Raw genomic sequence first — 4,625 nt, forward strand, 5'->3', positions numbered from 1 at the left:
GACACGATCGAGGAGCTGCGCGGCGACCTGGGGCGACCCGGGGGGCGGGGCGACCCGGGGGCGGGGCGACCCGGGGGGCGGGGCGACCCGGGGGCGGGGCGACCCGGGGGCGGGGCGACCCGGGGGCGGGGCGACCCGGGGGGCGGGGCGACCCGGGGGGCCGGCGCGGGGGTGGGGGCCGGCGGGGGTGGTCAGGCGGGGAGGGTTACTTCGCCGGTGGCCACCAGGACGGCCGGGCCGGAGAGCCAGCAAGAGGTTTCGGTGACGGTCACTGTCAGGCGACCGCCGGGCACGTCGACGGCGACCACGCCGGTGTCCAGGCCGGCGTCGCGCAGTGCCACCGCGCCCACCGCGCAGGCGCCGGTCCCGCAGGACAGGGTTTCGGCGCTGCCGCGCTCGTACACCCGCATCAGGCTGTGCTCGTCGGTGCCGTCGACCGGGTCGCCCGCCACGATGAACTCGACGTTCACCCCGCTCGGGAAGACCGCCGGGTCGAACCCGGGCGCGACGGTCAGGTCCAGCGCCGACAGCTCCACGCCGGCCGGCAGGACGCAGACCAGGTGCGGGTTGCCGACGTCCACCACCGCACCGGTCATTGTCAGCCCGCCGAGGGTGGCGGCAGAACTGTCGTACACCTGGGGTCGACGCATCTCGACGGACACGGCGTCGCCCTCGACCAGCGCGCGCACGACGCCGGCCCGGGTTGCCACCGGCAACGCCGCGCCGGCGGGCGTGGCCAACCCGCTGTCGAGCAGGTAGCGCACGAAGACCCGAGCGCCGTTGCCGCACATCTCGGCGAACGAGCCGTCGGCGTTCCAGTAGTCCATGAACCACTCGGCCTCGCCGGCCAGACCCGCGCCGTCCGGATGCTTGGCCGCCCGGACCACCCGCAGGACGCCGTCCGCGCCGATGCCCCGACGCCTGTCGCAGAGCGCCGCGACCAGCTCCGGGGTCAGGTCGAGCTGACCGTCCGGGTCGGGAAGGAGGACGAAGTCGTTGCCGGTGCCGTGGCCCTTGGTGAACTCCACAGCACCATCATCGCGCAGCAGCCGGCACCAGACGCAGGGCGGCCCCGATCAGGTCCGGGGTCGTCGAGTCCAGCCAGTGGATCCGCGGGTCGCGGCGGAACCAGGACCGCTGCCGACGGACGAACCGCCGGGTCGCCCGGACCGTCTCGTCGTGCGCCTGCGCCTCGGTCAGCTCACCGGCGAGCAGGCGCAGCACCTGCTGGTAGCCGAGCGCCCGACTCGCCGTCCGCCCCTCGGGCAGCCCGCGCCCGACCAGCTCACGGGTCTCCGGCACAAGGCCGTCGGCCCACATCCGGTCCACCCGCAGCGCAATCCGCTCGTCCAGCAGACCGGTGTCCAGGTCGACGCCGAGCTGCACCGCCGGGTAGTACGGCGTGGGCTGCGGCAACGAGGCGGCGAACGGCGCACCGGTCAGCTCGATCACCTCCAGGGCCCGCACGATCCGCCGGCCGTTGGCCGGCAGGATGCTCTCGGCGGCCACCGGGTCGGCGGCGCGCAGCCGCGCGTACAGAGGGGCCGGGCCGACCTCGGCCAACTCCCGTTCCAGCCGCTCCCGCAGCGCCGCATCCGTGCCGGGGAACTCGAAGCGCTCCAGCACCGCCCGCACGTACAGCCCGGAGCCACCGACCAGCAGCGGCACCCGCCCCCGCGACAGGATGTCGTCCACCGCCGCGCGGGCCAGCCGCTGGTACTCCGCGACGCTCGCCGGCTCGGTGACCTCCCAGACATCCAGCAGGTGATGCGGCACCCCGTCCCGCTCGGCGAGGGTCAGCTTCGCCGTGCCGATGTCCATGCCCCGGTAGAGCTGCATCGAGTCGGCGTTGACCACCTCCCCGTCCAGGGCATGCGCCAACGCGATGCTCAGCGCGGACTTGCCGGCCGCGGTCGGGCCGACCACGGCGACGACCAGGCCTGTCACGCCCGCTCCCAGGACGCCACGAAGTACGCCACCCCGTAGGGAGCGGAGTCGTGCAGCAACTCGCCGCGCCACCCACCACCGGCAGCGCGGGCCGCGCCCGCGAGCACCTGCCAGGGAGCGCGACCGGCGGCCTTCAGCTCCGTCGACACCACCGGGTCGAGGTCGAGCAGGGCGTCCAGGTCCGCGTCGGCCAGCGCTTCGGCAACCCTCTGGTCGTACGGGAGGGCACGCGCGTCGTCGTACCCGGGTGCTTTCTCCCCGCGGCAGGCCGACCCGTCCCCGAGCACCAGCGACGCCACCCGGTCACCGGCGGCACCGACCTCGTCGGCGAGTGCGGCCAGCTCGGCCGGGCCGGCGTCGGCGGCCACCTGCACGGCCGTCACCGGCGGTCGGGTTTCGTGCCGGGCCAGCAACCACGCGCCGATGGTCAGGCTCAACGGCAGCACCGCGCCCCGGTCCGGTTGGCCCGGCACCAACGGCACGTCCAGGTCGACACCCCACGGCTGGAGGGAACCGGTCCCCGGGGTGCGGATCGGGCCGGTCACCGGGCCGGTGCCCACCAGGACCACCATGTCCGGATCGGTGGTCAACAGCCGGCGTACGGCGGTGTCACAGGCCGCCCGCAGAACGTCCAACTCCGGGGCTGCGGAGCCGGCCACCTCGGGCACGAGCAGGGGCGGATGCGGGCAGACGGCGGCGGCGACCAGTGGCACCCGTCCACCGTAGCGGGAATCCCCGGTGCGTCTCCGCGCCGATCCGGTCATTCGGCCCCTAGGACACCGTATGGTCACGGTCGGCGATAGGCGCTCGACGCGGACCGGGTCGGACCTGTGACAATGCCGGAAGCAACTTGGCTGCGCCGTGGCGGCGACGGGGGATCGATCCCTCGACGCCGGGAGAACGAGGATGGGCACATGAGCGACTGGACTGCCTTCGGACGGGTGGACGCGGACGGCACCGTGTACGTCAAGACCACCGAGGGAGAGCGGGTGGTCGGATCCTGGCAGGCGGGAGCACCGGAGGAGGGCCTGGCACACTTCGCACGACGCTTCGCCGACCTGGTGACCGAGGTGGACCTGACCGAGGCGCGACTCAAGTCGGGTGCGGCGGACGCCGGGCACTCGTTGAGCACGATCCGGCGGATCCGGACCACGCTGCCCGAGGCCAACGTGGTCGGCGACATCGACGCGCTGGCCACCCGCCTGGACAAGCTGGCGACCCTCGCCGAGGAGAAGGCCGGCGAAGCGCGCGCCGCCCGGGACGCCGCTCGAGGTGAGGCCCTGGCCCGCAAGACCGCGCTGGTCGAGGAAGCCGAGAAGCTGGCCGCCGAATCCACCGGGTGGAAGACCGCCGGCGACCGGCTCAAGGAGATCCTCGACGAGTGGAAGACCATCCGCGGGGTCGACAAGAAGGCCGACGGTGAGCTGTGGAAGCGGTTCGCCGCCGCCCGGGACGGCTTCACCCGCCGCCGCGGTGCCCACTTCGCCTCCCTCGACTCGCAGCGCAAGCAGGCCCAGACCGCCAAGGAGGAGTTGGTCGCCGAAGCGGAGAAGCTCGCGGACTCCACCGACTGGGCCGCTACCGCCAACCAGCTCAAGGACCTGATGACCCAGTGGAAGGCCGCCCCGCGCGCCTCCAAGGAGGCCGAGCAGAAGCTCTGGGAACGGTTCCGGGGTGCGCAGGACGCCTTTTTCAGCCGGCGTAGCGAGGTCTTCTCCGCACGGGACAACGAGCAGCGCGGCAACCTGGAGCGCAAGCAGGCCCTGCTCGCCGAGGCCGAGGCGTTGGACATCGACGCCGACCCGAAGGGCGCCCAGGCCAAGCTGCGGGAGATCCAGGCCCAGTGGCACGAGGCCGGCCGGGTGCCCCGCGAGGCGGCCGCCGGGCTGGAGCGTCGACTGCGCGTCATCGACGACAAGGTCCGTGACGTGATGGACTCGGCGTGGCGCCGCACCACCAAGGAAGACAACCCGCTGCTCGCCCAGATGCGGGCGCAGGTTGCGGAGGCCGAGGACCGGCTGGCCCGGGCGCAGAGCGCCGGGGACGCACGCCGGATCAAGGAGGCCGAGCAGGCCCTCGCCTCCAAGCGGCAGTTCCTCCAACTCGCCGAGCAGGCCGGCTGAGCTGACGACGTCCGGAGCCCCCGGCCCTTAACGGGACCGGGGGCTCCTGCGTGTCCGGCCTCCGGCATCCGCGCCCATACAGGCCCGAATCCCCCGCGCGCCGCGCTCCAAACACCCGCGCCCCGTCGTCCGAACGCCCGCTCACCCGAGCCCGCGCCGCCGCTTCCGCGCCCCTTGGGTCCGCACCCTCGGGTCCGCCACCCTCGGGTCCGGCACCCCTGGGTCCGCGCCCCCGCCACCGCGTCCGGGTCAAGATCTGCGCAATTTCCCGGATGTTGCTGCCTCGGACAGGCCGGAGACAGCAACATCCCTGATGTTGCGCGGATCTTGACGACCAAGAGGGTGCTGGGAGACCGGGAGCCGGCCGCCGCGCGTCGGCGGGTGGGCGCTATTCAAGGGGCGCGCGGTACAAAGCGGGCAATACGGGCGGGGGCCGGCGCGCGCCGCGGGAGCGCGGAGAGAACCGGCTGACGGGGCACGGGCCTTCGCCCTCATGCCGATCGAGCGGATGGTGACCCAGGACTGGTCCCAGCGGGTGCAGAAGCCGATCTGGAC

The 4,625-nt window shown here is 73.8% G+C and carries 4 protein-coding genes; 1 reads left to right on the forward strand and 3 read right to left on the reverse strand.

Features of this window, described 5'->3' with window-relative positions; genetic code table 11:
- Positions 1-191: 191 nt before the first annotated feature.
- Genes dapF through ABZ749_RS29780 form a run of 3 tightly spaced genes read right to left on the reverse strand, consistent with a single transcriptional unit; the run spans position 192 to position 2,711 of the window.
- Complete coding sequence (gene dapF / locus ABZ749_RS29770; protein ID WP_357233614.1) at positions 192-1,028, reverse strand: diaminopimelate epimerase; 837 nt, start codon at positions 1,026-1,028, stop codon at positions 192-194.
- Positions 1,029-1,035: 7 nt separating this feature from the next.
- Entirely contained in the window at positions 1,036-1,947 is a 912-nt protein-coding gene (gene miaA, locus ABZ749_RS29775; protein WP_357233616.1) for a tRNA (adenosine(37)-N6)-dimethylallyltransferase MiaA, read from the reverse strand.
- Complete coding sequence (locus ABZ749_RS29780; protein ID WP_357233618.1) at positions 1,944-2,711, reverse strand: hypothetical protein; 768 nt, start codon at positions 2,709-2,711, stop codon at positions 1,944-1,946. Before ABZ749_RS29780 ends, miaA begins: the two co-directional genes overlap by 4 nt.
- Before the next feature lie 150 nt (positions 2,712-2,861).
- On the opposite strand from ABZ749_RS29780, the gene ABZ749_RS29785 reads away from it, so the two are divergent.
- Positions 2,862-4,070, forward strand: coding sequence for a DUF349 domain-containing protein (locus tag ABZ749_RS29785; protein WP_355009914.1), 1,209 nt, complete (start codon positions 2,862-2,864; stop codon positions 4,068-4,070).
- Positions 4,071-4,625 lie beyond the last annotated feature (555 nt).

The sequence above is a fragment of the Micromonospora sp. NPDC047753 genome (assembly GCF_040642735.1).
Classification (GTDB): domain Bacteria; phylum Actinomycetota; class Actinomycetes; order Mycobacteriales; family Micromonosporaceae; genus Micromonospora.

Excerpts from the sequence above, each read along its gene's own strand:
- ABZ749_RS29780 (WP_357233618.1), bottom strand. The coding sequence starts at position 2,711 with ATGACCGGATCGGCGCGGAGACGCACCGGGGATTCCCGCTACGGTGGA.
- ABZ749_RS29785 (WP_355009914.1), top strand. The coding sequence starts at position 2,862 with ATGAGCGACTGGACTGCCTTCGGACGGGTGGACGCGGACGGCACCGTG.